We start from the raw sequence: 24,504 nt of genomic DNA on the forward strand, positions 1-24,504 counted from the left end.
GCCTGTTGCCTCAACTATCAGCGCTGCTTTCACTTTCAGGGGTTGGCGGCGTTTCTTCCGGCTTATCCGGCTCCTCACCTTTTCTATGCTTGCGCGGATCATACGGCTCTTGCTGTGGAATCGGCTCTTGCTGGAATAGCCTACGAGTAAAAAACTTATCCTTATAATAAGTAATTTTCTTAGTGCGTATCGGCGCGAAAGACTCAATAAGAATTATCTGCTCATCACGTGGCAAGGTAATAACTTCTTGTGGAAGTAATAGCGCGCGCTGTACTTCTGAGGTATTGGTAGTACGTGCCGCTGGATTCATATCAACGAATTTTGGCTTATTATGCGAGACTTGCTGCACTGTTTTATTACCAATAAGCTGCGATATAAGATTAGCGGTTTCCACGTTGTTAGCAGCAAAGGTAATCCGATAATAACAGTTGGAGAGGAATGAGTTCATCCCCGCTTCCTCATATATACCTTTTAGCTGCTGCGTATCTTGTACGATAAGGAACAATTTTACCCTATATCCACGAAAATAGGCGATACCAACTTGAAATTGCGGCATCTCACCAAGTGATGGAAACTCATCCATCATGAACATAACACCGTAAGGCTCATCTTTACGTGGCATATTGCGGGTCATAAAGTCGGTCGCCTGCTGATAAAACACTTTAAGCAGTGGCTCAAGACGTTTCAAGTTATCAGGAGTAACACCGCAATAAACTGTCATTTTCCGCTTTTTAAGAAGCTGCATATCAAAATCAGAACGAGCGGTTGTCGCGTCAATAAGTGGATTCGCCCATAATTCAAGACCAGAGTTAAGAGTTGAGACCACACCAGAGCGCTCTTTATCAGCCTTCTGCAAAAACGCTGCTATGTTCATATAAGCCACCGGATGGATGCGCTTACCGATGGTATCAAGAACAACAGCCAGATTATAAACCACATCATCCGAACGCATAGTGCGCACCACCTCACCAAAACTATTTACCTTTTCAGGCACAGCAAGCAAATAAAGAATAACCCCAAGCAGTAACGAGCGAGCCTCATTCTGCCAGAATTCTTGCTCTGGCAATATCAGGTTACATATTTTCTGGACATCATCCACCATCTGTCCAGGTTTTTCCGAAACCCAGTCTAGCGGATTATAACAGTGTGATATACCATCAGGATCCGCCGGATTCCATAGAAACACATCTTGCCCTATTCTCCGTCTGTAACCACTGGTAAGCTCATGATTTTCCATTTTTATATCATGACAAACAACCGAGTGATCCCAAAATAACAAATTAGGAATAACAAAACCCACACCCTTACCGGATCCGGTAGGAGCGAATAAGAGAACATGCTGAAAATCATCAACAATAAGATAGTTGTTAGCGCCAGTCTTACCAATTAACATTCCCCTTTTCGCCCGAAGTTTGGCGGTACGTATCTCTGTTTCAGTTGCCCAGTGCGCGTCACCATGTATACTTTCTTTCATCTTGAAAGGACGAAAATCAGAAAGTGGAGCACGCATAGCGTAAAGCAATGAAAGACTTATAAAAGCGCCAACACCAGGAGGAGCCACTATCTTAAACACATATTCTTGGGGGAAATTAGGATTGCTGTTATTCGCCCACCAATATTCAAGTAAAACTATATATTGCTGTACCATTATATGAGGAGCACTAAGTAGCTGTACAGCCGTCTCCTTTCCATAAAATAAAAATACGCTTACTATCAGACCAATAGATACAGGTATAAGGACTATAATCGTTACAACTATAAATAATATAGTTTTATTGGCACTCTCACGCTTCGCGTTCTCTGACTTATAGTCATCAGCCATACCGTCTATAGACCTTCCTTAAAGTACACTTCAGAAACATAGCGCATACCACGCTGCCCACGTTTTAACTGTACTATAATATTAACGACGTTTTCAACATAACTCTTAATCTGATCGCGAGTAATTCCAAGATCCGCCTGCATAATCATAAGTATAAGCTGCTCAATAGCAAGAGCTGGTGTATCGGCGTGCAGAGTGGAAATAGACCCTGGATGTCCAGTATTTACCGCTCGCATAAAAGAAAACGCCTCTTTACCACGAAGCTCTCCAAGCATCAGCCTATCAGGACGCAGACGCAGACAAGCCTCAATTAAATCCTGCATAGTAACTACCGCCCTTCCTTGTCCGCCTTTTGAAGCAAGTAAATGGACACGATTGGGAATATGAGTAAGCATTATCTCACGAGCATCTTCACAGGTTATTATTCTTTCCGTAGAAGGAATAACCTTAAGCGCGGCATTTAGAAATGTTGTCTTACCAGTAGAAGTACCACCACTGATGATAATATTTTTTTTAGCTAAAATCGCTCTCTTTATAAAGTCCTTAACACTACCAGCGTCAAGCAAGGCTCTAAGCTCTTTATCTATAGGATCTGCTTCATGACGAACGGTAGTAGATTGGAAGGCTCCCAAAGCCTCATATTGATCAAGATCCATGTTAATAGTAGTGGCCTTACGAATGGAGATCGCTATTAACGAAGGCTCAACCGCCGGTGGAAACACCACCTGAATACGATAACCATTAGGCAATGTAGCAGAAAGCAATGGATTTTCCTCACTTATACGCTGTTCACCATACTGCGCGACCAATCGTCCAAGCGACTTCAAATGCTCCAAATCCATCTCCGGAACTTCATACCTCTCCATATCCCCAGCTACCTCAACCCAAATCTCACCAGGTCGGTTTATAGAAACCTCACTAACCTCAGGACGAGAGAAAAATGGTATGAGTGGTTCCAGATAAGTATCAAGTGCCGCAAGTGAGGAAACAGACATCAGACAACTCTCAACTTATTGAATAAATACTCCACCAGCGAAGCTACCGGGGAAAACTAGATCTTTATTAACAAAAACATTAACTCTAGTCCCTTGATCTACAGTAATCGTTGGACGAATATCAATCATCCTTGTTACTATATCCCGAGCGGTAGAACTAAGATGTCCTACCCCTTGTGAGGCAGCGTTCTTAGCAGATGAATTTGTACTAGAAGTGCTACCATCGGTGTTAGTAGTGGTAACACCATCATCCGGCAACACCGCCTCAACAGCGACAGCGGCACCAATAGTTATCATAGTAGTAAGTATCGCGGCACTAAATATCTCCGTATACTTATTATCAACATGACCTTCAACACCACCACGACCAAGACCATCAACACCAGGAGAGCCAATTTGTATATCTATACCATCAGGACGTATCAAACGCGTCCAAACAATCATAACTCTTTTCTGCCCGCGTAAAATACCAGTATTGTAAGTTCCAATTAATCTAGATCCTTTGGGTATAAGTACAGTACGACCGGCCTCAGCATAAGTATCTCTACTCACTATAGCTCTTATGGTTCCAGGCAAGTCCGTATTAATTGCTGTTTCTAAAACAGCGTTAACAATCTTACCTTGAGCGATGGTCATATTAAGATTAGTAAGACTAGTAGCCAGTTCGGTCTCAGCTTTTGTAGCCTTGATAGTATTATTGTAAAAACTACTATTAGGGTCTCCTATAGAAAGGGTAGAAGACGAAGAAGAACTAGAGGCAGCTTTATTACCACCATTCCTAATCAACATACGAGAATTAATACGTTTTTGCATGTTTTTATCAACAGCCTTAGCACTGACCTTGCCCAAAGTAACTTCAGAAACTTTAGGAACAGGAGGAACAGGAGGAGCCTTAAAAGCACTAACCGGCGGCGGCGGAGGAGGAGGCGCTTCCGCGATAATAGACACTGGAACGGAAGGAGTTATGGATGGCGGACTCCCTATGGCTGATGGCGATACTATAGGAGGAGGAACAAAAACCGGAGCTCCTACAGGATCAGGTGGCGGCTGCAGAGCGATAGTAGGTGGTTGAGGCAACTCGCCAACCCCACCTGGCACGTCTCTATAACCAACCGCTTTAGCATCCCCTTTTTGACCAGATAAAGGATCCACATCTTTATTTTTCTTTTCCTCTGAAAAAATAGAATACAAAACATACCCGCCAATTAGCAAAACACCAGCTACAGCTAAAAGGACGTTGCCTTTGCCACCTGTCTTAGGCTGAGTATTGTATAAATCACTTGTATCTATAATTTCATCACCCCCGCCATCGTCTTCAGATTGAACGATATCATCGGATAGATCAAGACCATCATTTTTATTATCATCATCAGAAGGAGGAATATTATTATCCATAAATTACCATCTATTTAACTGATTCATTATAAATTTTTATTTCACCGCCATTACCTCTAAGCAGTAATTCCCTCGCGACAGCCGGAACAACCAAAGAAGTCCCCTTGACCATAGCGTTTATTGATTTTTCATTACCAGTAGAGTCTATAGCATAAATGGAGGGTACTTCCTTGATTTTTTGGTATTTAACGAAAGTGTTGCTACCATCATCATAAACTTGCAACGGCGCTATTTCATCAGGTCCGGTATAAGTATACTGATAATTGAAAGAAGCGGACTTCTCAGCTTTCTGTTCTTGAGAACTTATATCTTTCTCTTCAACCTCCTCAATTAACTCAGAAGACTCATCGTCAAACAAAGGATAAACCTCCTTAACCACTGGTGTAACTTTAGATTTATACCCCACCGTATTCTCATCAGGATAGATAAAACTCACAGCGTAAACATTACCAACGCCACCCTTCTCAATTGATTTTAAATCAAATTCATACGAACGCTTAGAGGTAATCAATGTCATATTAGTTGATATAGAATCAGTCATCGGTCTTACAAATAGACGATTACCTGTTGGAACTATCTGCCATAAGCTACGATCGCCAACTGAAATCGCTTTTATATCTTCTTTCTTACCAAACGTTATGTTTGTCTGGTACCCATATTTGGTGCGTATAGTATACACTTTTGAGGAGTCATAAACAAAGCTCCTTATACGATTACTACCGTAAGAAGGCTCTTTATTGCTTTTTTTATTAGATTTTGAACCACTATCAGAAGACACAAAAGGATCAGATAGATCCTCTCTACCATCAGCCAACAAACTTGAAGACAACCCCGATGTAATTAACAATGATATAAAAAAAACCCCAAATTCTCTTTTCATAATTTTACATTCTATTCTATTTTATCTTGTTATAATTAATCATCTTGGTAACGCATCATCATCCACGCGATAATCCAAAACATGAAATCCTAAAGGGTTAATATAGCGTTCTTCGGACGTAAGCGCAAGCTTTCTATACTCAAACAATATCGTAACTATCTTATGAGATTGCAGCGTAAGGCCATTAGCTGCGGTCTCTTCAACTAATAAGCGAACTTGCGCCCTGTTTGGCTTGATATAGGTGATTGACTTGAATTTAACTGACCGTGAGCCAGTACCCCCCATTCTAGCAGCCACGCTGTTAGGATTATTGGGATTTGCCTCTCTTCTAAATTTACTATAAACATTATTACGTTCAGACATTACTCTAACGGTCGTGTAATTATCAGAAATATCCCGAACATTATAGCTTTCTCTAGCTCTTATGTATTTTACTATGAAATAATTGTTAACCGCTTCCAGTCCTGTTACCTCTTTTACCGTAAAAGGATCCACAACTTGAGTTATACCACTCTTTGGTTCAACTTGGATAAGGAATGGCTCCACCCCCTTAAGAGGTGTCAACTGAGCGACTATCGTCATAACCACAAGCGTACTTACCATGGAAAGAATCGTGATGACAATCAGCAACCGACGCTGCAAAAGTACCGACTGATATCTATCTTTGTACCAATTGCGAGATTCTCTAATATCCGCGTCTTTTTTCATATTAATCACGCAACTCTTAAGTTAAAACTTATTAAATAAAATAAAAACTTCACAAATACACCAAATACTAAGCGACAAACTCTAATAAGAGTCAATTAATAAAATATTAATAATAATACTGTTAGTCAAATAGATTATTAAAGAAAAATCCAGAACCCAAACTATCGTATTAAATTTAGTATCTAAAAGTTAATTAAAAAATAATATATGAATAATATATGCCAAAAATTACCTTTATTATAGGCGGAGCGCGCTCAGGCAAAAGCTGGCATGCTGAACAAATAGCAATCAGCAGGGGCAAGAAAAAAATTTATATAGCTACCGCAGAACCTATTGATGAAGAAATAAAAAATAGAATTTTACTACATCAAAAAAGACGTGGTTCTGAATGGATAACCACAGAATCTCCTATAGAATTGCCAAAACAGGTAGAAAATCTATCTAACAGTGACAACTTATTACTTATAGACTGCCTTACTCTATGGATTAACAATCTGTTATATAACAATAAAAATGTTACAAGATATACAAACAACCTAATTGAATCACTTAAAAAAACACAATCTGATGTAATAATAGTGTCTAATGAGGTTGGTATAGGGATAACCCCCGACAATCAAATAGCCAGACAATTCCGTGATTATGCTGGTATATTACACCAACAAATAGCTGAAATATCAAACTCCGTGATACTTATGGTCGCCGGAATCCCAATGGTTATAAAAGACACCGAGACTAAACACTAGACAAATTTTGGTGCACTACTGACGCAATTCAGTTTGGCTTAACACGGCACTATTACCGTTAGAAAAATCTAAAAATTCAAGTGCTGTGGTTAAGTTGGTAATATCAAGAATGGATGTAGTGGTCATGATGGAAATCCTTGTTCGTCATTTTTGTGAATTATTTAAATGTGACTGTTACTTCTTTGATATTTTTTAGGCCATAGCCAGACGAACCATAAGCTTGAAATGCTCTTTCAACAAATGCTTTGATCTGTTTATCATCAATGCTCTCTTCTGTATGGAAGGTGGTGTTACTCCACTCAAAGATTCTATCTTTTCCTACTCCGTGCTCCACCCACTCAGACCAAATATTTATTGGCTCGCCTTTTACAAAAAGTGTAAATGATTTTTGATTGCCTCTTGGGTTCCCACCTGTGTAGATAAAAATCAACTCTCTCTCCCTATCAATCAGCCAATCGTGGCTATATTGGCGAATTTCAGGATGTTTTTGTTTGAATTCTTCAGGTGTTTTCTCTCTTACGAATGGCATATTTTTCTCCTTATTTTCCATTTTATGACAAATGGTTCTTTTGGTTAATCACCCCCAAGATAGCTTTGACTTATGTGCTAACAATTGAAGTTTAGCTGTTTCTAGCAAGGATAGCGTTAAATAATATCTTATTCATTTAATGTTTCCAGTTTTGAGATTTGGTAGCGCAACGAATGTTTTTGAGGGGTCATCGTACGGTGTAATGTCATCACCACCTAAATAATATTTATATTCCTTATATTTAGGTAGCCAAGTTAAATATTTTTCAATTTTCCACGTTACTGGCTCATTGGTAGTTTCTATAGCAATACTCTTAAATTTTACGCCTTCTCCAAATGTTGCCGCTAAATCATTATGGTCTACTGGCTGTATAGACTTAGGGTCATTTATATCATTGAAAGTAACAAATTGTGGGAAGTATTCCCCTTCTTTCAGTATCTTTCTTAAGCCAATATCCAAGCTTCTATAATATCTAATACCTTGAGCGGTCGTAGGACCTTCTATTGGAAATGTCTGGTAAAGCTCATAGTCTGATTCATCAGATATTAAAACAAATAACAAACCTCTTTTCCCCAAGTTAACTATAACTGCTTCTCCTTTGACATCTGCTGGATTACCCATATGAAAATCTAGGAGCTTTGGCGAAGTAGAATTAGACAGCTCTCTGACCGCTGAACCTGTTTTCAGACCTTCAGGAGTTTCAACTTCTACAGTCATACGATAATGAAGGGTAAAGCTTGGAAAATAAAACCAGTAACCCACAATAATTAACACCAACGATATGGCAATGGTAGTTTTCTTCATTCTCTAACTTTCTACTTGTGGTTGAAAATTAAGCCTTGTTTTCACAAAAAAATTAACAAAGCTGTTTCCATTAACATATAATGGGTTATATCAACATGCCACAAAATATATTTCCGTATTATGACTTATTTACCCCCTAATCGCCCGTGTAAGCGTCTTGGCGCTGACCTGTAGTTCTTTTGCCAGACAGGTGAGGTCTGTGCTGGATCGCTTGCGAGCGACCTTCAGACACTGGCAATACCCTACTTGCACAGCTTAGCTAAATGTACTCGGCACTTGTCTTAATTACGGAAAATTTCTCGTAAGAATCCGTATTTATTCCATATACTGACCGCCATTAACCGAAATCGTCTCACCGGTAATGAAAGAAGCGTCATCAGCGGCAAGGAATATAACAGCACGCGCTATCTCTTCTGGTTCACCAAGTCTTCCCACTGGAATTCCCGCTACTATTTTCTGCATTATGTCATCTTTAATGGATTTCACCATTTCGGTTGCTATATAACCTGGTGCTATAGCATTTACGGTAATACCACGACTAGCGGTCTCTCTAGCCAGTGCCTTAGTAAATCCAAATATGCCAGCTTTCGCCGCTGAATAATTTGTCTGCCCAAATTGCCCCAACTGACCATTCATTGAACTTATATTTACAATGCGACCAAATTTATTATTACGCATTGAATCAAGAACAGCACGTGACATATTAAAACAAGAATTAAGGTTAGTATCTATAACTTCTGTCCATTGTTGCGCACTCATTTTATGCATCGCGCCATCACGAGTAATACCAGCGTTATTTACCAGCACGGCAACATCTCCGCCCAATTTTTGTGCGACCTCTTTTATTCCCGCCTCACACGCCTCATAAGATGATATGTCCCACTTAAACACTTCTATGCCATGTTCTTTACTAAAAGCCTGTGCCACATCATCACGCGACGCGTAATTCGCCGCCACCTTATATCCAGAGTTTTTAAGGGCTACGGAAATCGCCGCTCCAATCCCCCTAGTTCCACCAGTTACTACAGCTATTCTATCAGTCATTTTCTTCTCCACACAGTAATATTTATAAACAATCAAGCTCTACAAAGCACTATTCTCTCTCCACGCACATGGCAACACCCATACCACCGCCTATGCACAGAGTGGCGATAGCCTTTTTAGCATCACGACGTTTCATTTCATAAAGTAGACCTGTAAGAACCCGCGCGCCAGACGCTCCTACCGGATGACCAAGAGCTATTGCTCCTCCATTAACATTGAGCTTTTCTAAATCCCAACCCATTTCACGGTTCACGGAAATAGCTTGCGCCGCGAATGCCTCATTGGCTTCTATCAGATCAAGATCATCAACTGTCCATCCAGCTTTCTGTAAGGCTTTTTTGCTGGCAGGAATCGGACCTGTGCCCATAATATCAGGAGACACACCAGCGTGCGCCCAAGATTTAATGGTAGCCATAACCTCAAGACCTCGCTTATCAGCCTCTCCTCTGGTCATCAACATCACAACTGCCGCACCATCATTAATACCAGAAGCGTTACCAGCGGTAACAGTACCCTCTTTATCAAAAGCAGGACGTAATTTAGCTAGAGTCTCCGCTGTTGTATTCGGCTTTGGATGCTCATCAGTATCAACAACCGTATCTCCCTTACGGCTACTTATAACAACAGGCACAATCTCATCCTTAAACTTACCATTTTTCATCGCCTCGCCGGTTTTTTGCTGAGATGCTAGCGCGAAAGCGTCCTGCTCTTCACGAGTTATGCCAAATTTTTTAGCGATATTCTCAGCGGTAACACCCATATGAACATTGTGGAAAGGGTCAACCAAAGCATCATACAACATAGTATCAACCATAGTAGCGCTACCCATTTTAACACCACCACGCAACGGTATAGCATGTGGCGACTGACTCATACTCTCCTGACCACCAGCGATAACAATAGAACTGTCACCATTTTTAATCGCTTGATAGCCAAGACATACAGCTCTAAGCCCAGAACCACAAAGCTGATTCATCCCCCACGCCGGAACTTCTTTCGGCAAACCAGAATTAAGCGCCGCTTGACGTGCCGGATTTGGACCAGTATGAGCGGTAAGTATTTGCCCAAGTATAACCTCCGATATATCAGCGCCGTCTACTCCAGTACGCTTCAATATTTCTTTAATAACAATCTCACCAAGTTTATGAGCGGGTACGGAACTCAATACACCGTTAAAAGTACCAACCGCAGTACGAACCGCTCCTACGATAACAACATCATTCGCATTATTTGCAGACATAACTCATCTCCTTAAATTCAATCTAAAATACATATTCAATAAATTATTGTCACCTATGTAGGTAAGTGAAACTAAAATGTCCAGCTTTTTTGTAATAAAACGAAAGTTCTATTATTAATTCAATTGCTGCATCGCAATATAAACATATTACTCTTGCTATTAAATAATTGTTATTTTAACTTACCTACAACCAATAAACCCCAAATTGTATATGTTACGCAATAGCAAGATAAGGACTGAAAATGACTTCTAAAAACAACAAATATTCCCTTATAGTAACTCCTCCTGAAGAAGGCGCGCTCGCCGCTTGGAACGCTATAATACCACTCATTAAAAAATTGGGAATAAACCAGCAAGAAGCTCCTATGGATTTAGCGTCAAGAGTCCTGACTAATGGCGAGGCGGTAGACACCGCCATAAAGCAGGTAAAGGATAATAGTAAATCAGTTTATCTTAAAGGACCCGGCATCACTCCATCTGATAAACAAATGCTGGATACGATAAGTAAGTTGGAAAAACTTAGTCTGTTAAAATTCAAACTTAACGATAAAAATTCTCAGACAAAACTACAAGACGCGACCGATAAATTAAGAGATGAGCTAAAGCCAAATGAGAATGAGGAAAATATGGCAAAATTCGCGGCAAGCGTAAAGAACCTGCTTAATAAAATAGGCAGCCCTAACGCTCGCTGGCGTGATGTGCTGGAAGTTACACTAGAAAGAGGCGTATCCGATGAGCTAGCAAAACGTTCCACCTATAAACCGGCAAGCTGGAATAAAAACACTCCTTTTGAGGTTATGGCAATGCCACAAACCAGTGAAAATACCATAGAAGGAAAAAAAATAAGCGGTGGGGAGATTATTATAGAACATAAAGCCCATGATGGCAGCGTAAAAACTGTCACCGAGAAACTTACTGATGGCAGTTCTATCCGCCTATTTACCAATAGCAAGAGAGCAATATCAGAATTTATAGACTCAAACATTGAGACACTAAAAAGCTCTGACCAGATAATTCATGGAGCAAAAGCCACTGTCATATCTGTATACGACGTATCGCTAAATAAAATCCTCTCACAAAAGCTGCATTCCGTAGGTCTTTCTAAAAAAATAGCCGATTATGCTTTGGAAAAAGACAAGTCTAAAAATATTGTAAAAGATGAAAGCGGCGCGAATATCATGGCAACTGGTTTTTTGATTGATAACGCTCACGCTATACTGGCGAATAACGCGCCAACATCCCCTACCACTATGATCTCACTCAACCAATCATATGCGTCATCTGTTCGTGAGTTCTGGCAAGAAGTAAAGGCAAGCGATGGCTTTAATAGCCCAGAAAACTCATCCATAATCCGCCTATCATCAACTAAGGATCATTACAAACCATTCCAATTTATCGGTGGCAAGATAAAAGTTACTGATGGTAATGGCATTGTAATATTTGATAAAGAGTTCGGCAGCGATGAAATAGCCCTGATCACTGTTCTTGATAAGGGACGGATTGAGCGGGCGGTAAAAAATATTTTTACTAACGCGCGAAACAACAACCAGAATGTCATATTCGGTTTTGATGATAATGATTATTACGCTATAGCGATAGATAGTGTGAGGCAAAACGCCAAAAATTATCCAAACGTAAATTACGAGATTCTAAGTTCTGGTAAAGCAGGCGCGAAATTCTTTACCGGCGGCATAAAAAATACCATGCTGGTCGCCTCCAACATTATGGGGGATTTCCTAACCGATATAGAACTGGCTGGAAAAGGAACTTCTTACTCTATTGGAACTCTTGGTGATGGCCGTAAGGCAGTTGAGCTTGGTACGGGAGGCACCGCTCCTGACTTACTCACAATGTGGAAAGAGCAAGGAATTCTTCAGTTTAACCCTATGGCGTTTATTGAAGGCTTATCTTACGGGATAAAATTTCTAGGTGAGCTTATGAAACGTGACGGCATAGATAATTCCGATTACGAAACTATTTCAAAAGCTTTGGAAGAAGCCTTATACGCCACCACTGATAACGGCATTATATTACCTATATCAAAAGGTGCTTTCAAAATAAATAATAACGCCACCGAAACATTTGTTAGCACTCATACATTCGTAAAATCTGTTGAACTTGAGACCTTAAAATTACTCACTGGCAAGCATCCCGTAGCTAGTCAGGAAAATATAGATAAATCCGCAGATGAACTTAAGAAAATGCTCGCCTATGATAAAACTGTTTTCGCTCTTCTCAAAAGTGATAAAGCCGAAGAATGGAAAGCTAGCAATAATAAATATAATAACATTAGAGAGCAAAATAATCAGCTAGATAGTTTCAATCCTAATTATAGTCTGGATATTCCCGCTGGCGAAATAAATACGGAAAAACTACTGACATTACAAGCAAAACAGATAAAAACCCTAAAAGCGGCCTAAATAATGCCTTACCTATCGCTACGTGACTTCATAGATGATCTTGAAAAGTATAAGATGCTTATTCGGGTAAAAAGTCCAGTTTCCACATATCTGGAAATGACGGAGATTGGCAGACGACTAATAGATAATAATGGTCCTGCTGTTCTGTTTGAGAATGTAGTTCATGCGGGAGAGAAAAGCTCCATCCCAGTGCTCATCAATCTATTCGCTGGCATTGATAGAATTGCCAGAGGAATTGATAAAAAACCAGAAGAACTGCGTGAACTTGGCAAAACTCTAGCATTCCTAAAACAGCCAGAACCACCAAATGGCTGGAAAGAAGCATGGGAAATGTTGCCTATATTAAAAACCGCCATGTCAATGAAACCAAAAAATGTAAGTAAAGCTCCCTGTCAGGAAATAGTCCTTACCGGCGATGATGTGGATCTATCAACATTTCCTATCCAGAGCTGTTGGCCAGACGAACCAGCTCCTCTTATAACTTGGCCGTTGGTGGTTACCAGACCTCATGACAACAAACTTGATTCAGACGACCAAAAATCCGTAAGCGATGATAATTATAATCTCGGCATATACCGTATGCAGGTTTTAGGTAAAAATAAAACCATAATGCGCTGGTTAAAACATAGAGGCGGCGCACTGCACCACGCTGGATGGGTGAAAGAAAAGACCGATCCAATGCCGTGCGCTGTAGTGATTGGCGCGGATCCAGCGACCATACTAGCGGCGGTAACTCCAGTACCAGACAATCTGTCGGAATACCAATTCTCAGGTCTATTACGTGGCAAAAAACTAGAACTAGTGGATTGTAAAACGATTCCTATAAAAGTACCAGCACAAGCGGAAATAGTTCTAGAAGGTCACGTGTCACTTGATGAATACGCTGATGAAGGACCATATGGCGACCATACGGGATATTACAATTCTGTAGAAAAATTCCCTGTCTTTACCATAAGCGCGATTACTATGCGTAAAGACCCAATCTATCTTAGCACCTATACCGGCAGGCCACCAGATGAGCCATCCATACTTGGAGAAGCGTTAAATGAGATATTCATCCCCCTACTCCAGCAGCAATTTCCAGAAATAATTGACTTCTGGTTGCCTCCTGAGGGCTGTTCTTATCGGGTGGCGGTTGTATCCATCAAAAAAGCCTACGCCGGACATGCTAAGAGGATAATGATGGGAGTATGGTCATTCCTCCGTCAATTCATGTATACTAAATGGGTAATAGTGGTTGATGATGACATTGACTGCCGTAACTGGCAGGACGTAATCTGGGCTATATCTACTCGTATGGATCCGGCTCGGGATATAACGCTAGTAGAGAACACTCCTATAGACTATCTGGACTTCGCCTCGCCAGTATCTGGTCTTGGCAGCAAGGCTGGACTAGACGCTACTAACAAATGGGAAGGAGAAACCACCCGCGAGTGGGGCAAGAAAATATATATGAAACAATATATTATAGAAAAATCTGACGAAATATGGCAGGAAATATTAACTATTACGAAATAAGTTAATCTTCTTATACTATAATAACAAGGTCGCGACCACAACCCACCGCTCATGCGGCGTAAGCCTCAGTGGCGTTCGAGCGACCATTTAACTTTTTTATAAAAAGTTAAATTGAAATATTACGTATCGCAATAATTTCTTAACAATAGCCAGCTATTATATAAAATAATCTTAATTTTTTTCAGAGCAATAAATGTTACCGGCAAACAAAGAAAAAAAGGCTCCAGAGTTCTCTAAAAGAGCTTTAGCGTTAATGGATAAGTACAATATTCCACCAACACCAGAAAATTATTTCGTCTGGTTTCAATACGCTATTGATGATAATGAGGCGCTCAGAAATGAAATAAGCACGATAATAAGTAACGATTTAGGATTTACCAAAGACAATAACGAGTATCTTTATCACAAATATGTTATATCAAACCGCAATCAAAAAGTGCTTGATGACGCTACCATAAATACCCAAAAAATATTAGTAGAGGCACTAAAGATAGTAAATGACTTCAGTGGTGAGACTCAGAACTATAACGATGATACCGACAAATATCTTGAGGATATAGTACATAAATTTGGTGATAATGAAGATGTAAAAAACATTTTCAAAGAGATAATAGACGCGACAGCTAATTTACGCAAAAGTGGTGAGAAAATTTCAAACAAATTGAAGGAATCAACTAGGGAAATAAATAATCTACGCAAAGACCTTCAACAAGTGACAATAGAGGCGCAACGTGATTTCCTAACCGGTGTTTATAATCGCAAATCATTTGAAAGATTAATAGATGAGCAAATGATCGTCGCCAAAGAAAATAATAGCGATTTATGCTTACTTATGCTGGATGTTGATCATTTCAAAAAGTTCAATGACAAGTTTGGACACCTGCTCGGTGATGAGGTACTTAAAATAGTCGCCCGTACTCTTACCGATACATTAAAAGGACGTGACGTAGTAGCAAGATTCGGCGGTGAAGAGTTTGTAGTATTCTTGCCAGAAACTCCAATAGAAGGAGCGGTAAAAGTCGCCGAAATGATAAGAAACAGCATAGCTGGCAAAGGATTGAAGAGGAAAGATACAGGAGAGACATTTGGTAGTATCACAGTATCAATAGGAGTATCTCTCTTCCGCCATAATAATGATACATTGCCGACACTTATAAAACGGGCAGACGACGCTCTTTACGTGGCCAAGGATAGTGGACGAAACCAAGTGGTAAAAGAGAGTTAAAAAGGCTTATTACCACCCCCTGTTGCCTAACAAATATTTGTGCCATATTTTCCGGCTATAGATATTAGCTTATCTCTAAAGGGTGAGTCAGGATTTACCCTGATATTTTTGTGGCCATCACGCATAGCGGCAATTACCTCCGCCCCAGCATCAGCACAATCAAGTATAAAAATCGCCTTTGAGTATGGACAGGCGACGGCAGCCTGTTCAAAAAGTTTTAGATAATAAAGACTACCAGCGTAATAAACAGCGTCTGGTGGGCTTTGTAAAACAATCTCCTCTCCACTTTCTTCAGCCTTTTTAAGCTCTTCTATCGCTTGCGATAAAGTATATATGACGATATTTTTAGTCATCCACCAAAGCCGCTACTCCGGGCAGCACCTTACCTTCTAGCCACTCAAGAAAAGCGCCGCCAGCTGTTGATACATAACTCAAACTGCCGATAACACCGCAATGGGTAAGCGCGGCGACCGTATCCCCACCACCAGCTACAGCACGAGAATTACCACTCTCTGTAAAGGAAGCCACGCTCCTTGCGATACTAAATGTGCTCACGTCAAACGGGCTGGTCTCAAAAGCCCCTACCGGACCATTCCATATAATAGTTTTACATTCAGCCAGTTCGTCAACAAATAAACGTACAGACTCAGGACCTATATCAACCGCCGTCCATTCTTTTGGTATTGACTCTATACGAGCGACCTTATTAACAGCAAGAGGCGCGAATTTTTTTGCGACCATCAAATCAACAGGCAGGATTATTTTACAATTATTTTTCCTAGTGTTATCCAAAATAGAAAGAGCTGGTTTTTTCATTCCCGCTTCGCATAGTGACTTGCCAACGTCATACCCCAAAGCGTTTATAAAAACATTGGCCATCGCTCCACCAATAAGTATCTTATCCATCTTACGTGAGAGATTTTCCAGCAACTCCAGTTTCGTAGAAACTTTAGAGCCACCAATTATCGCCGCTACCGGCTTTTCAGCGTTTGAGAACACACTATCAAGAACCTCTAGCTCTTCCTGCATCAACCTGCCAGCGACAGTTAGCAAAAACTTAGGAATCCCAACCATAGAGGCATGTGCCCTGTGCGAGCAGGAAAAAGCCTCATTTACGAACACATCACCAAGTGACGCTAACTCCCTAGCGAACTCGTCATCACCACTTTCCTCCTGCGGATGAAAACGCAGATTTTCTAACAATAATATATCACCATTACTAAGATTACTTACCGCTTCCTTAGCGGCACTTCCTACACAATCAACCCCAAATTTCACGTCTTTACCGAAAAATGCCTCCGATAAAGCGTCAACTAACGGCGCTAGCGACATTGACGGCACAAACTTACCTTTCGGACGGTCAAAATGCGAAAGCAAAACTATCTTACATTTCTGCTTCAACAAATAATCTATAGTTGGTTTAAGCCTAACAATACGGGTATTATCAGTTACTTTACCACCCTGCATCGGCACATTAATATCAACCCGTACCAGCACGGTTTTTTCTTTCAGGGAAACATCCTCCAGTCTGCGTAATCCCTTCATCAGCTACATACCCGCCCATAATCTAGTTACATCTAACATCCGGTTAGAAAACCCCCATTCGTTATCATACCAACTAGCAACCCGCACCAAACGACCTCCAGTTACGAATGTCCCAGTAAGATCCGAGATGCTGCTTTGCGTAGTATGCGTATAATCAACAGAAACCAGCGGCTCACTAGAAGCACCAAGCACACCGGCAAGACTGCCCTCTGCCGCTTCCGCTATAAGCTTGTTAATCTCTTCCTTGCTGGTATCACGACTGGCGTTAAAAGTAAAATCAACTAACGACACGTTAGGAGTTGGAACACGAATAGCAACCCCATCCAGCTTGCCTTGCATTTCCGGCAGTATCAACCCTATGGTTTTCGCCGCGCCTGTGGTTGACGGTATCATAGAAACAGCGGCAGCCCTCGCCCTGCGTAAATCTTTATGACTGGAGTCCACCAAATTCTGATCTCCAGTATATGAGTGAATAGTGGTCATAAAACCATTTTCAATGCCCACACCTTCATTTAACACCTTAACCAACGGCGCGAGACCATTAGTGGTACATGAGCCAACTGATATAACCTCATGCTCTTTTTTAAGAAGATTGTCATTCACCCCATAAACTATAGTACAATCAACATTTTTAGCTGGAGCTGATATAACAACCCTCTTCGCGCCAGCTTGTAAATGCTTCTGTGCTTCCAGCTTATCATTGAATTTTCCGGTACACTCCAAAACATAATCAACTCCAAGCTCTCCCCAAGGGATAAGGGTCGGGTCTTTATGGTGGAACAGTTTCACTTCCTTACCGTCTATACGTAGATTATCGCCATCTTTTTCTACACTATATGGAAAACGACCATGCACTGAGTCATATTTAAGTAAATGAATATGCGTCTCCGCCGCCGCCGGACCATTAACCGCTACCAACTCAATATCAGCGACCTTTTCCTCATATATCGCCCTTAACACACAACGCCCAATGCGCCCTAATCCATTTATTCCAATTTTTATAGTCATTTTTTCTTCTTTTCCATTTTCATTTACTATTGATCTGTTCAATTAGCTCTAAAATTTGTTCAAGTAAAGGCTGCAAATCATTATCAACCGTATCCCATACATCATTTATCTCAACCTAAAAATAACCATGCGCTAGATGATTACGCATAGCTATTATCTCTCGCCAAGCAATCTGAAGACTCACCAACTTTATTTCATCAGAAACATGGTTGCAAGCTTCACCTATTATTTCCAACTGCCTTATGATAGCGTCACGAGTACGATTTCCCCTATTTTTATCTTCCTCATTGTAAAGAAAAATCTGCTCTATAGCATCGCGCACGTGCAAAAGCCTAGCAATATCCGATTTATTATCACTCATAACGGAGTCGCAGATGATAATATTGAGTCTTTAAGATAAGGACTAATATTATTTTCATTTACAATGTCAACCTTACACTTAAGCAAATCCTCTAACCCGACATAAAATCCACCAATTTTCAGTAATCCACAACCAGGTAAAGTATTCACCAAAAAATCTACGTCTGAACCCTCTTTTTCCTCATTTCTGGCGACTGAACCAAAAATACGTATAGACTCAGGGTCAATCCTATATTTTATAGCAAGCTCCCTAATCTCTGATTTATAAGCTCTCAACTCATTAAGATTCATAGCTATAAACTCTTAATTCATCTAGTTAAACCAAATATTCCAAACGCAAGGAACAAAACCGCCGAGACAGTTAACAAATTAGCAACCTTATGTAAACCCTTCACTTGCTCACTAACATCATCCCCAACTTGAGATGGCGAATTAAGCTGTTCATTTTCCATATTTTTAGCTTTTCTTCGTAGTATAAAATGAATTATAAAAATATCAAACAAACCAACAATAACCAACGATATAGCTAATATAGACCCCGTATCAGATGCAAAAAATTCTGAAAGTCTTTCCATTCACACACCTCTAGTCTACTTATTAATCTTTTCCAAAACAGTCTTAACCACATCATCCGCCGTTATACCAAAATGTTTATATAAATCAACAGCAGGAGCCGAAGCGCCAAACCCGTTCATGCCGATAAATATGCCATCAGTCCCGATATAGCGCTCCCAACCGAAGCCACTAGCCGCTTCTATCGCTACTTTAAGAGTGTCTTTACCAAGAACTTCCTCACGGTAGGAGACAGGCTGCTCATCAAATAATTCCCAACACGGCATAGAGACGACTTTTACCGCCACATTTTTTTCTGCCAACTGCTTTTGCGCGGCAAGAGCGATTTCCACCTCAGAGCCAGTAGCTAATATAGTAACTTGTGACTTGTGACCGGTGGCTGGTGAAATAACATAGCCACCTCTAGCGCAGAGATTTTCAGTCGTATATTCCGTACGCACAGCAGGTAAATTTTGCCGTGATAGCGAAAGCAGTGACGGAGCGTTAAGCACTAGCGATAATGCCCAACATTCAGCGGTTTCCGTAGCGTCCGCCGGACGTAATACATAAAGATTCGGTATCGCCCGAAGGCTTGCCAGATGCTCAACCGGCTGATGGGTTGGACCATCTTCTCCAAGTCCAATAGAATCATGGGTCATCACATAAACCACACGCTGCCCCATAAGCGCGGAAAGACGAATCGCCGGACGACAATAATCAGTGAACACTAAAAAAGTCCCGCCATATGGAATAAACTCCCCATGCAGAGCAAGACCATTCATTACCGCGCCCATAGCATGTTCACGCACACCATAATATATATATCTTCCAGCGAAATTATCGGCGGTCACCGGTTGCATAATTTTGGTTTTTGTGTTGTTTGAACCAGTAAGATCCGCCGAGCCACCGATCATCTCCGGTATAGAATCAGTAAGCACTTGCAATATATTCTCTGACGATTTACGAGTAGCCTCTTTCGGCTGGTTTTCCGCTAGCTTCTTCTTAAATTCTACGAATTCATCTACCCACCCATCAGGTAATTCTCTGGCAAGTAATCTTTCAAATTCAGCAGATTTATCAGATTTTTCAAAACGCTGCGTCCATTTAGCAAAATCATTAGCGCCACGACCACCTACACTACGCCAACTTTCAAGTATAGCGTCGGGAATCTCAAACTCGCCATATTCCCAACCAATATTTTTCCTCGCGCCTACTATCTCATCAGCACCTAACGGCGCTCCATGACTTGATGATTTACCGGCTTTATTAGGCGCGCCAAAACCAATCACGGTAGAACAAGCGATAAGCGAAGGCTTAGTACTTTTCTTAGCGCCTGCGATCGCCGCGCTTACCGCCGCCGCGTTGTGACCATCTACCGCCACGAAATCCCAGCCAGCAGCCTCAAACCTTCCCTTCATATCCTCAGATGTGGTTATATCAGTGCTGCCATCAATGGTAATTTTATTATCATCCCACAGAACGATAAGCTTGCTTAGCTTCATATGTCCGGCAAAACTTATCGCTTCCTGACTGATACCCTCCATCAAACAACCATCACCAGCGATAGCGTATGTATAATGATCCACCAAATCATCACCAAAACGGGCATTCATCATCCGCTCGGCAAGCGCCATACCAACAGCGTTCGCTATACCCTGCCCGAGAGGTCCTGTTGTTGTCTCAATACCAGCAGCGTGACCATACTCGGGATGTCCAGCTGTTTTCGCACCTAGCTTACGAAAATTTTTTATCTCATCTAACGTTATATCAGGATAACCAGTAAGGTATAACAGCGAGTAAATAAGCATTGAGCCGTGACCAGCCGAGAGTACAAACCGATCCCTATCCGGCCAGTTCGTATTAGCCGGATCAAATTTAAGATGCTCGGCAAACAAAGCGGTAGCCACGTCCGCCATACCCATCGGCATACCAGGATGTCCCGACTGCGCTTTTTCCACCGCATCCATAGCAAGAGCGCGAATAGCTCCTGCCATTTCAGACACGCTAACATTTTCGGATATATTATTTTTTTCAGAAAGTTTTATTGTCACTGATTTTTCCACTTCAAATTTTATTAAGTGCTGTTATGATAGACTTGTATCAAGCACAGGATGACAATTTTCTCAACAAAAAACATGACTTACTCATCAAATAATCCACTATATCAAGCGACCAATAGGTTAATCTCATCTCTTGAGAAGCTAGAAAACAACATAAGAAACGCTCATAACGTCATACAGGACGCTCATATCAGCAGGGAAAGAGAAGCCCAACAGCACCAACATTTGCTAAGCTATCAGCGTGAGAATACCGCCCTGCTTGAAGAGCAGGAAAGAATGCAAACCACAATTCTTAATCTTCAACAACAATATGAGGAATTACAAGGAGTAGCCGCTACTATCTATGGCAAATTGGACAACTCCATAGAAAAGCTTAACGATATACTGGAAAAATCATAAAATAATACTTGACTATAACGGTGGTACAGCTAATTTCTCTGTCCTGATTTATTTTATCCGTCATCCTAGAAATAATGGATATTAGAAATAACGGATAGATTATATACGGGGGCGTAGCTCAGTTGGTAGAGCACTTGATTTGCATTCAAGATGTCGCAGGTTCGATTCCTGTCGCCTCCACCATTTTCCCCTTCTTCTACATTTGCTGATGTTTGTTTTTGTTTGCCAAACCACTGGTTTTACTAGGCTTATTGGTTATCTGTGTTTATTTCCATTCATAGTTGTTTATGTACAACCTTAAAAAATGGTGGTATTTTTGGTGGTACATGAAAAAATTCACATAGAAATGTACCACCAAATGAAACTGAACGACACCAAGTGTAAGAATGCCAAACCTCTTGACCCACCTGCGACCTCACCACGCAAATTAGCTGATGGTGATGGGCTTTATTTATGGATATACCCCGATGGTGCGAAACGCTGGCGTTTTGATTATCGCCTAAATGGCAAGCGCAAGGTGCTATCCATTGGTATTTATCCCGAAATATCACTAAAAGAGGCGCGAGATAAGAAAATAGAAGCTCGCAAATTGGTGGCAGAGGGCAAAGACCCATCCTTAGAAAAAAAGCGCACCAAATTGCTCAACACTAGGAGCAGCGAAAATACCTTTGAAAAAGTCGCCCATAGGTGGATTGAAACCAAAAGAGATACTATAAAACCGCGCTATGCCGAAGGCATTATGTCACGCCTAGAAAAAGATATATTTCCGTTTTTAGGGGATTATCCAATTAAGGATATTGAACCACCAATGCTTTTGCAAGTAATTCGTAAAATTGAAAGCCGTGGTGCGAACGAAATAGCCAAACGCCAATTACAAAAATGTGGCGAGATATTCAAATTTGCTATTTCTGAAGGTAGCGCAGTTCGTGATCCGTCCTCTGATATTAAAGGTGCGCTCAAACAAAGCAAAGTTTCGCACTATGCTTCTATAGAAAGTAAAGAGTTGCCAGAATTTATAGAAAAAATTGAGGGCAACAAAGCGCGACTGTATGAAAATACCATCAATGCTCTCAAGTTAATGATGCTTACCTTCGTTAGAACCAATGAATTAATCAACGCCACATGGGACGAAATAGATTTGGAAGCCAAAGAGTGGATTATACCAGCCGAGCGCATGAAAATGAAGCGTGAGCATTTTGTTCCACTATCCAAGCAATCTATTATTATTTTACAAAAGCAAAAAGAAACTGGTGGTTATTGGGAACATGTTTTTCCAAGCAGTGTTAGACCACGCAACGCCATGAGTAATAATACTATTCTTGGTGCGTTAAAACGATTGGGCTACCAAGGAAAAATGACTGGTCATGGCTTTCGCTCTTTGGCGATGAGCACCATAATGGAAGAACTAGGCTATAGATTTGAAGTGCCAGACTTGCAACTTGCCCATGCTAAAGGTGGAAAAGTAAGACAAGCATACGATAGAACAAAATTCAAAGATGAACGCATCAAAATGATGCAAGAATGGGCAGATTATTTGGAAAGTAAGGGGTTGAGGTGCTAGTGTGGCAAAAATCAAAAAACCAATAATTGATTATCCTGATTGGCTTCCTAAAGAAGTAAGGAAAGCTGTTGAAAAATATATTAAACAACGCGTTGAATATGCAAATCACTACCAAAATTTATTTCCTGTATACTGGGAAAAAGAACGCGCAAATATAAGACAAATTTCAGAAGCATTCACCAATAGTTCCGCAAGCACAACATGGAGTAAACTTCTAAAAAAATCACCTGATAAAACCATTAAGTTTGTTACTGCACTTTTTCGCATTAACCACGAGCGCGAATTTGAATCCATAACAGTTGATAAATTTGCTAAAGAAAAGGAAAGTTATGTTGATGTATATAAAAAATGCAAAGAATTTATATACGCGATACATAAACACAATGAAGAATATGACTGTGGTTTATTAGGTGATTATTACGAAGAGATTATGCCACTTCTGGATAATTTCCTTACAATGTCATATCAGCATTTTTGCGACTTTAACGAATATGTAGAACATAGTTCTAAAAAAGAAAATTCACTTATAGCAGAGAGCCGTAAAAAACACTCTAAAAAAGCCGATGCGATTTATTTTATACGCAGAATATCTGCTTTCTTTCGTACCGAATTTGGCAAACCTATGAATGCTGAAATTGCAGAATTAATACAAGCCATATTTGACATAGAAGAATACGATGAAGACAACATTAAAAAACTCACAAAAGATGTGAAAAATATCATCTCAAAAAGGGAACATTCGGCAAAATAATTTTCTAACCGAACGAGTACCGAAGCATACCCCGAACCTCAATAAAATTATCGTGAAATCACCAATAGTTGAGTGCTTTCATTTAACATAATTTTAGAAAGGTTTTTTATGACTATTTTAGAAACAAAACTGGTCTGCTCAGTGCCAGAGGCAATGCAGATTAGTAATTTAGGACGAAACTCAATTTATAACGCAATTAAAGAAGGTAAGCTAGTTGCCAAAAAATATGGCGCACGCACTTTAATTGAAATGAAGGCACTTGAAGCCTTCATCGCCTCTTTACCCAACAAAGAACAATAGGGAGGCGAACATGACAAACATATTTACTTCGTTACAAAAAATTGGCTTCAATCCTATTCCACTAAAACATGGAACAAAAGAATCCATTGTCAATTGGAAAAAATACCAAACCCAAAAAGCAAGCATTCAAGAATGCCAGAAGTGGGATAAAGGCAAATATAATGTTGCTATTATCACTGGTAAAATATCTGGCATTTGGGTTTTGGATATTGATGGAGAAAAGGCGCAAACACGCTTAAAGCTCTTAAAAATCAATATGGTGAATTACCCAAAACAGTTTCCGTTAAAACTGGCAAAGGAAAACACTATTATTTTCGCTATAACGCAGAATTAGGCGAAATTCATAACCTTGCTGGTGCTAGGCACATGGTGAAGTTATGACTGGTGTTGATGTTCGTGGTGATGGTGGTTATGTGGTTGCCCCACCTTCTTTGCATCCTAATGGCAATAATTACGAGTGGGCAAACTCACCATTTGAAAACGATATTGCCGATGCGCCAGAGTGGTTGCTTGATTTGGTGGTGAAACCTAATAAAGCCATTAAAAACAATGTGGTGGTTAACCAACTTCCTGAATCATTCATGAATGATGTAATCAACAACAATGCTTAATTCTTGAAGAAAAGAAGGAAGGAGAACGCAA

The 24,504-nt window shown here is 40.4% G+C and carries 26 protein-coding genes and 1 tRNA gene; 11 read left to right on the forward strand and 16 right to left on the reverse strand.

The genetic code is table 11. The features are described from left to right. Positions 1-10 precede the first annotated feature (10 nt). From R3D71_09730 to R3D71_09750, 5 genes are read right to left on the reverse strand one after another with little or no spacing between them, the layout of a single operon-like run. Complete coding sequence (locus tag R3D71_09730; GenBank protein MEZ5691927.1) at positions 11-1,822, reverse strand: type IV secretory system conjugative DNA transfer family protein; 1,812 nt, start codon at positions 1,820-1,822, stop codon at positions 11-13. 5 nt (positions 1,823-1,827) lie between these two features. Then, complete coding sequence (gene virB11 / locus R3D71_09735; GenBank protein MEZ5691928.1) at positions 1,828-2,817, reverse strand: P-type DNA transfer ATPase VirB11; 990 nt, start codon at positions 2,815-2,817, stop codon at positions 1,828-1,830. 15 nt (positions 2,818-2,832) lie between these two features. Next, entirely contained in the window at positions 2,833-4,212 is a 1,380-nt protein-coding gene (locus R3D71_09740; GenBank protein MEZ5691929.1) for a TrbI/VirB10 family protein, read from the reverse strand. A 10-nt stretch (positions 4,213-4,222) separates the two neighbouring features. Then, the gene (locus R3D71_09745; protein ID MEZ5691930.1) at positions 4,223-5,092 is read right to left on the reverse strand and encodes a TrbG/VirB9 family P-type conjugative transfer protein; all 870 of its coding nucleotides are present in this window, start codon (positions 5,090-5,092) and stop codon (positions 4,223-4,225) included. Positions 5,093-5,131: 39 nt separating this feature from the next. Then, positions 5,132-5,800 (reverse strand): type IV secretion system protein, encoded by a 669-nt coding sequence (locus R3D71_09750; protein ID MEZ5691931.1) that lies wholly within the window; start codon positions 5,798-5,800, stop codon positions 5,132-5,134. A gap of 218 nt (positions 5,801-6,018) precedes the next feature. Between R3D71_09750 and cobU the strand changes: the two genes are divergently transcribed. Next, entirely contained in the window at positions 6,019-6,546 is a 528-nt protein-coding gene (gene cobU, locus R3D71_09755; protein ID MEZ5691932.1) for a bifunctional adenosylcobinamide kinase/adenosylcobinamide-phosphate guanylyltransferase, read from the forward strand. A 157-nt stretch (positions 6,547-6,703) separates the two neighbouring features. Here cobU and R3D71_09760 read toward each other — a convergent pair whose 3' ends face one another. The 4 genes from R3D71_09760 to R3D71_09775 all read right to left on the reverse strand — a co-directional run bounded on the left by R3D71_09760 (position 6,704) and on the right by R3D71_09775 (position 10,163). Continuing rightward, positions 6,704-7,096, reverse strand: coding sequence for a hypothetical protein (locus R3D71_09760; GenBank protein ID MEZ5691933.1), 393 nt, complete (start codon positions 7,094-7,096; stop codon positions 6,704-6,706). A 111-nt stretch (positions 7,097-7,207) separates the two neighbouring features. Next, complete coding sequence (locus tag R3D71_09765) at positions 7,208-7,879, reverse strand: hypothetical protein (GenBank protein MEZ5691934.1); 672 nt, start codon at positions 7,877-7,879, stop codon at positions 7,208-7,210. A 315-nt stretch (positions 7,880-8,194) separates the two neighbouring features. After that, a complete protein-coding gene (gene phbB / locus R3D71_09770; GenBank protein MEZ5691935.1) occupies positions 8,195-8,923 on the reverse strand; it encodes an acetoacetyl-CoA reductase in 729 nt (242 codons plus the stop codon). 49 nt (positions 8,924-8,972) lie between these two features. Then, positions 8,973-10,163: an acetyl-CoA C-acetyltransferase gene (locus R3D71_09775; protein MEZ5691936.1), complete on the reverse strand. Its 1,191-nt coding sequence runs from the start codon at positions 10,161-10,163 to the stop codon at positions 8,973-8,975. Positions 10,164-10,405: 242 nt separating this feature from the next. Here R3D71_09775 and R3D71_09780 point away from each other — a divergent pair, with 242 nt between their 5' ends. The 3 genes from R3D71_09780 (at position 10,406) to R3D71_09790 (ending at position 15,326) form a co-directional block, all read left to right on the forward strand. Further along, positions 10,406-12,583 (forward strand): hypothetical protein, encoded by a 2,178-nt coding sequence (locus tag R3D71_09780; GenBank protein MEZ5691937.1) that lies wholly within the window; start codon positions 10,406-10,408, stop codon positions 12,581-12,583. Between the two features lie 3 nt (positions 12,584-12,586). Continuing rightward, on the forward strand, positions 12,587-14,101 hold the full coding sequence (locus R3D71_09785) for a UbiD family decarboxylase (protein MEZ5691938.1): 1,515 nt from the start codon (positions 12,587-12,589) through the stop codon (positions 14,099-14,101). 193 nt (positions 14,102-14,294) lie between these two features. Beyond that, positions 14,295-15,326, forward strand: a complete 1,032-nt coding sequence (locus tag R3D71_09790) for a GGDEF domain-containing protein (GenBank protein ID MEZ5691939.1) — start codon at positions 14,295-14,297, stop codon at positions 15,324-15,326. A gap of 26 nt (positions 15,327-15,352) precedes the next feature. Here the strand turns inward: R3D71_09790 and R3D71_09795 are convergent, their stop codons facing one another. The 7 genes from R3D71_09795 to tkt form a co-directional block, all read right to left on the reverse strand. Next, positions 15,353-15,679, reverse strand: a complete 327-nt coding sequence (locus R3D71_09795) for a hypothetical protein (GenBank protein MEZ5691940.1) — start codon at positions 15,677-15,679, stop codon at positions 15,353-15,355. Continuing rightward, entirely contained in the window at positions 15,672-16,871 is a 1,200-nt protein-coding gene (locus tag R3D71_09800) for a phosphoglycerate kinase (protein MEZ5691941.1), read from the reverse strand. Before R3D71_09800 ends, R3D71_09795 begins: the two co-directional genes overlap by 8 nt. A gap of 3 nt (positions 16,872-16,874) precedes the next feature. Continuing rightward, complete coding sequence (gap, locus tag R3D71_09805; GenBank protein ID MEZ5691942.1) at positions 16,875-17,879, reverse strand: type I glyceraldehyde-3-phosphate dehydrogenase; 1,005 nt, start codon at positions 17,877-17,879, stop codon at positions 16,875-16,877. A gap of 115 nt (positions 17,880-17,994) precedes the next feature. After that, the gene (locus R3D71_09810; GenBank protein ID MEZ5691943.1) at positions 17,995-18,240 is read right to left on the reverse strand and encodes a HepT-like ribonuclease domain-containing protein; all 246 of its coding nucleotides are present in this window, start codon (positions 18,238-18,240) and stop codon (positions 17,995-17,997) included. Beyond that, on the reverse strand, positions 18,237-18,530 hold the full coding sequence (locus R3D71_09815; protein ID MEZ5691944.1) for a nucleotidyltransferase family protein: 294 nt from the start codon (positions 18,528-18,530) through the stop codon (positions 18,237-18,239). Before R3D71_09815 ends, R3D71_09810 begins: the two co-directional genes overlap by 4 nt. A 17-nt stretch (positions 18,531-18,547) precedes the next feature. Next, the gene (locus R3D71_09820) at positions 18,548-18,814 is read right to left on the reverse strand and encodes a hypothetical protein (protein ID MEZ5691945.1); all 267 of its coding nucleotides are present in this window, start codon (positions 18,812-18,814) and stop codon (positions 18,548-18,550) included. Positions 18,815-18,829: 15 nt separating this feature from the next. After that, complete coding sequence (tkt, locus tag R3D71_09825; GenBank protein MEZ5691946.1) at positions 18,830-20,842, reverse strand: transketolase; 2,013 nt, start codon at positions 20,840-20,842, stop codon at positions 18,830-18,832. A gap of 84 nt (positions 20,843-20,926) precedes the next feature. On the opposite strand from tkt, the gene R3D71_09830 reads away from it, so the two are divergent. The 7 genes from R3D71_09830 to R3D71_09860 all read left to right on the forward strand — a co-directional run bounded on the left by R3D71_09830 (position 20,927) and on the right by R3D71_09860 (position 24,473). Next, positions 20,927-21,250, forward strand: a complete 324-nt coding sequence (locus R3D71_09830; protein ID MEZ5691947.1) for a hypothetical protein — start codon at positions 20,927-20,929, stop codon at positions 21,248-21,250. Positions 21,251-21,357: 107 nt separating this feature from the next. Next, positions 21,358-21,433 (forward strand) — tRNA-Ala (locus tag R3D71_09835). Positions 21,434-21,608: 175 nt separating this feature from the next. Continuing rightward, the gene (locus tag R3D71_09840; GenBank protein MEZ5691948.1) at positions 21,609-22,811 is read left to right on the forward strand and encodes an integrase arm-type DNA-binding domain-containing protein; all 1,203 of its coding nucleotides are present in this window, start codon (positions 21,609-21,611) and stop codon (positions 22,809-22,811) included. Between the two features lies 1 nt (position 22,812). Beyond that, the gene (locus tag R3D71_09845) at positions 22,813-23,562 is read left to right on the forward strand and encodes a hypothetical protein (protein ID MEZ5691949.1); all 750 of its coding nucleotides are present in this window, start codon (positions 22,813-22,815) and stop codon (positions 23,560-23,562) included. A gap of 108 nt (positions 23,563-23,670) precedes the next feature. Beyond that, on the forward strand, positions 23,671-23,862 hold the full coding sequence (locus tag R3D71_09850) for a helix-turn-helix domain-containing protein (protein ID MEZ5691950.1): 192 nt from the start codon (positions 23,671-23,673) through the stop codon (positions 23,860-23,862). 10 nt (positions 23,863-23,872) lie between these two features. Beyond that, positions 23,873-24,196, forward strand: coding sequence for a bifunctional DNA primase/polymerase (locus R3D71_09855; GenBank protein ID MEZ5691951.1), 324 nt, complete (start codon positions 23,873-23,875; stop codon positions 24,194-24,196). Between the two features lie 43 nt (positions 24,197-24,239). After that, a complete protein-coding gene (locus R3D71_09860; protein ID MEZ5691952.1) occupies positions 24,240-24,473 on the forward strand; it encodes a bifunctional DNA primase/polymerase in 234 nt (77 codons plus the stop codon). The last annotated feature ends 31 nt before the right edge of the window (positions 24,474-24,504 follow it).

It is taken from the genome of Rickettsiales bacterium, assembly GCA_041396965.1.
GTDB lineage: Bacteria > Pseudomonadota > Alphaproteobacteria > Rickettsiales > SXRF01 > SXRF01.

Excerpts from the sequence above, each read along its gene's own strand:
- R3D71_09730 (MEZ5691927.1), bottom strand. The coding sequence starts at position 1,822 with ATGGCTGATGACTATAAGTCAGAGAACGCGAAGCGTGAGAGTGCCAAT.
- virB11 (MEZ5691928.1), bottom strand. The coding sequence starts at position 2,817 with ATGTCTGTTTCCTCACTTGCGGCACTTGATACTTATCTGGAACCACTC.
- R3D71_09740 (MEZ5691929.1), bottom strand. The coding sequence starts at position 4,212 with ATGGATAATAATATTCCTCCTTCTGATGATGATAATAAAAATGATGGT.
- R3D71_09745 (MEZ5691930.1), bottom strand. The coding sequence starts at position 5,092 with ATGAAAAGAGAATTTGGGGTTTTTTTTATATCATTGTTAATTACATCG.
- R3D71_09750 (MEZ5691931.1), bottom strand. The coding sequence starts at position 5,800 with ATGAAAAAAGACGCGGATATTAGAGAATCTCGCAATTGGTACAAAGAT.
- cobU (MEZ5691932.1), top strand. The coding sequence starts at position 6,019 with ATGCCAAAAATTACCTTTATTATAGGCGGAGCGCGCTCAGGCAAAAGC.
- R3D71_09760 (MEZ5691933.1), bottom strand. The coding sequence starts at position 7,096 with ATGGAAAATAAGGAGAAAAATATGCCATTCGTAAGAGAGAAAACACCT.
- R3D71_09765 (MEZ5691934.1), bottom strand. The coding sequence starts at position 7,879 with ATGAAGAAAACTACCATTGCCATATCGTTGGTGTTAATTATTGTGGGT.
- phbB (MEZ5691935.1), bottom strand. The coding sequence starts at position 8,923 with ATGACTGATAGAATAGCTGTAGTAACTGGTGGAACTAGGGGGATTGGA.
- R3D71_09775 (MEZ5691936.1), bottom strand. The coding sequence starts at position 10,163 with ATGTCTGCAAATAATGCGAATGATGTTGTTATCGTAGGAGCGGTTCGT.
- R3D71_09780 (MEZ5691937.1), top strand. The coding sequence starts at position 10,406 with ATGACTTCTAAAAACAACAAATATTCCCTTATAGTAACTCCTCCTGAA.
- R3D71_09785 (MEZ5691938.1), top strand. The coding sequence starts at position 12,587 with ATGCCTTACCTATCGCTACGTGACTTCATAGATGATCTTGAAAAGTAT.
- R3D71_09790 (MEZ5691939.1), top strand. The coding sequence starts at position 14,295 with ATGTTACCGGCAAACAAAGAAAAAAAGGCTCCAGAGTTCTCTAAAAGA.
- R3D71_09795 (MEZ5691940.1), bottom strand. The coding sequence starts at position 15,679 with ATGACTAAAAATATCGTCATATATACTTTATCGCAAGCGATAGAAGAG.
- R3D71_09800 (MEZ5691941.1), bottom strand. The coding sequence starts at position 16,871 with ATGAAGGGATTACGCAGACTGGAGGATGTTTCCCTGAAAGAAAAAACC.
- gap (MEZ5691942.1), bottom strand. The coding sequence starts at position 17,879 with ATGACTATAAAAATTGGAATAAATGGATTAGGGCGCATTGGGCGTTGT.
- R3D71_09810 (MEZ5691943.1), bottom strand. The coding sequence starts at position 18,240 with ATGAGTGATAATAAATCGGATATTGCTAGGCTTTTGCACGTGCGCGAT.
- R3D71_09815 (MEZ5691944.1), bottom strand. The coding sequence starts at position 18,530 with ATGAATCTTAATGAGTTGAGAGCTTATAAATCAGAGATTAGGGAGCTT.
- R3D71_09820 (MEZ5691945.1), bottom strand. The coding sequence starts at position 18,814 with ATGGAAAGACTTTCAGAATTTTTTGCATCTGATACGGGGTCTATATTA.
- R3D71_09830 (MEZ5691947.1), top strand. The coding sequence starts at position 20,927 with ATGACTTACTCATCAAATAATCCACTATATCAAGCGACCAATAGGTTA.
- R3D71_09840 (MEZ5691948.1), top strand. The coding sequence starts at position 21,609 with ATGAAACTGAACGACACCAAGTGTAAGAATGCCAAACCTCTTGACCCA.
- R3D71_09850 (MEZ5691950.1), top strand. The coding sequence starts at position 23,671 with ATGACTATTTTAGAAACAAAACTGGTCTGCTCAGTGCCAGAGGCAATG.
- R3D71_09855 (MEZ5691951.1), top strand. The coding sequence starts at position 23,873 with ATGACAAACATATTTACTTCGTTACAAAAAATTGGCTTCAATCCTATT.
- R3D71_09860 (MEZ5691952.1), top strand. The coding sequence starts at position 24,240 with ATGACTGGTGTTGATGTTCGTGGTGATGGTGGTTATGTGGTTGCCCCA.